We start from the raw sequence: 2302 nt of genomic DNA, 5'->3' as shown, positions 1-2302 counted from the left end.
CCCCAACAAGAGGTGCGCTATGGGCTCTACTCGACATTTCATGGTAGCAGCGGCTCATTTAATTAAATAATTTTATTATTATATTTAAGGCGGAGCCCCCACCTGCACCCACTCACCCAAGCATATATCCTCATTTCGCACCCAAAGCCCGCCGAAATAATCAAAAAGCGCCTGCCAGCCCCCGGAATACAAAGACGGACGGAACGGATCGAGAGGGACACCCGGATTGAGTGAAGACGAGAGGGGGCGGCAGGAGAGCCGAAGAAGGAATAGGGCATGTTAATTAGATAACCTTAAAATTATATTTCTATTGCCCACAACCTAATGTTGATGTAAGTCCTACATATACCTACATATATTTAATATATAGAACCCTATAGTTAATTATATGACCGCATCAACAACAATATGCATTGATCCTAAAGTCAAGGATATTTTGACATCCCTAAAACGTTACCCCCGTGAATCATATAGTTCAGTTGTGAAGAGATTAGCGAATATGGCGATTGATGATGAACCACTCAGTGACGAAGCTATAAAAGGTATAGAAGAAGCTTTAGAAGATATCAAACAGGGGCGACTACATTCTGAAGAAGAAATTCTGAAAGAGTTTAACCTGTCATGAGCTATAAGGTCAATTTATACCTCCAAGGGAAAAAGGGATCTCAAAAAACTACCTCTGGATGTTGCACAGAGCATAATTCTATCGATAAATTGTATCAAAAATGACCCATATTCTTATGTAAAAAAGATAAAGGGGACAAAAAGTCACCCTCTCTACACTCACCGAGTAGGTGAATATCGGGTAATCCTGGACATTATTGATGATAGTCTGTTGATTATAGTGATTGAAACAGGTCACAGAAGCAAAATCTACCAGAAATATTGATTTGATGAAATTCACCTTTATTCATAATTAATAATTTTTACTGCCAAGGCGTAGCCACCCACTTTGCAACCTCCCATCCAGGCATCCATCCCCACTTCGCACCCAACTCCCGCCTGATTAATCGAAAAGCGCCTGCCAGCCCCCTCCCCACTCTCATGCTTGCTGTATTATTCACTCATATCTTCTTACTCCACTCCATGTGAATTGTAGTAAGTAGTTGCCGGATGAGGTGAGCCGCTGATGTGTCTCGCCTCACCCGTAATGTCGGGAAGTGAAGATTAGTGTTTAGAGACCCGGGAACCGGCCTCATGCTTCGGCCCGTCCCCTTCAGTTTAGTGCATCAATCGTCTTTCGTCGTTCTCTCTACTAACGTTCACTCACTACAGCCGATTCATGCCTGTTCATTTAAATTGGATTCAAATATCATGTGAAAACTCGATGGGACCTTGCTTGCACACATCAGGTAGCGGGCACATGGGTGAATTATCGCACTGTTCAGGGTCTATGTATGCTATTGCCATAGTATCACTCCGACGGTCCGGAACACACTATCAGGTAATGGTAAGGTCCAGCTTCTCTTATCTCAGTCAGTTTAAATCCACACAACTGCAGTATCCCTGTCACATCCAGTTCAGAGAATCGATATTCCACTGGCGGTCCCACTGGTGTACTTTCCTTCTTCCAGTCAACAACTGCCAGGATGCCATCGCTCTTCAATATCCTGATAACCTCTTTTAATGCCAGATTGTGGTCATCAAGTTCATGGAATACATTTGACATAAACACCACATCAGCAGTTCCCTCATCCACCGGGAAACTGGACTCAACTGATTTCAGGGGAGTAAGGTTGGTTAAGTGCCAGGATTCTGCTTTGGCCCGTATAACCTCTACCATCTCATCCAGTATATCCAGAGCAAGTACCTGTCTTACACGTGCAGCAGCCGGTAGTGCGAAATATCCGGTGCCGGCACAGACATCTACAAACACGGTATTTTTATCCAGGGGAATCATATCCAGGATGGCCTCAGGGTTGAGGAAGTCCCTGCGGTCAGGATTATCCAATACAGCAGCATTTTTCACATCAAATTTGTGAGACATATATTAATCTCCTGATGTAGAATTAGTATTATAGAATATAAATGTTAGTGCGTGGTTGTGGCACAAATGCGCACCATCATTTTTAATGAAGGGATGGATGACTACCATATTTTTTGACAGCATCATATAATCATAAAAGTGATATAGCACTAACTTCTTTAGAATTACCAGATGGCAAAGAAACGGAAAATTAGTACAAAAACCGCTTATCCGGAAAAAAAAGTTCCAAAAAAGAGCAAAGCTACCAAGCCTCGAGTTAACCCAATGATCTTAATCCTATTGGTACGATCTTAATCCTGGCTGCAATAATACTTA

At 42.6% G+C, this 2302-nt stretch carries 3 protein-coding genes; 2 read left to right on the top strand and 1 reads right to left on the bottom strand.

Features of this window, described 5'->3' with window-relative positions; all coding sequences use genetic code 11:
• Positions 1-388 precede the first annotated feature (388 nt).
• Positions 389-625, top strand: a complete 237-nt coding sequence (locus tag IBX40_12900) for a hypothetical protein (GenBank protein MBE0525208.1) — start codon at positions 389-391, stop codon at positions 623-625.
• Positions 626-628: 3 nt separating this feature from the next.
• Positions 629-889 carry a type II toxin-antitoxin system RelE/ParE family toxin gene (locus IBX40_12895; protein MBE0525207.1) on the top strand — a complete coding sequence of 87 codons (261 nt, stop codon included), beginning with the start codon at positions 629-631 and terminating at the stop codon, positions 887-889.
• Positions 890-1414: 525 nt separating this feature from the next.
• Here the strand turns inward: IBX40_12895 and IBX40_12890 are convergent.
• A complete protein-coding gene (locus tag IBX40_12890; GenBank protein MBE0525206.1) occupies positions 1415-1987 on the bottom strand; it encodes a class I SAM-dependent methyltransferase in 573 nt (190 codons plus the stop codon).
• Between the last annotated feature and the right edge of the window lie 315 nt (positions 1988-2302).

The sequence above is a fragment of the Methanosarcinales archaeon genome (assembly GCA_014859725.1).
Classification (GTDB): Archaea; Halobacteriota; Methanosarcinia; order Methanosarcinales; family Methanocomedenaceae; genus Kmv04.
The sequence above is the reverse complement of the archived record's forward strand: the minus strand, read 5'-3'. Positions and strand labels throughout refer to the sequence as shown.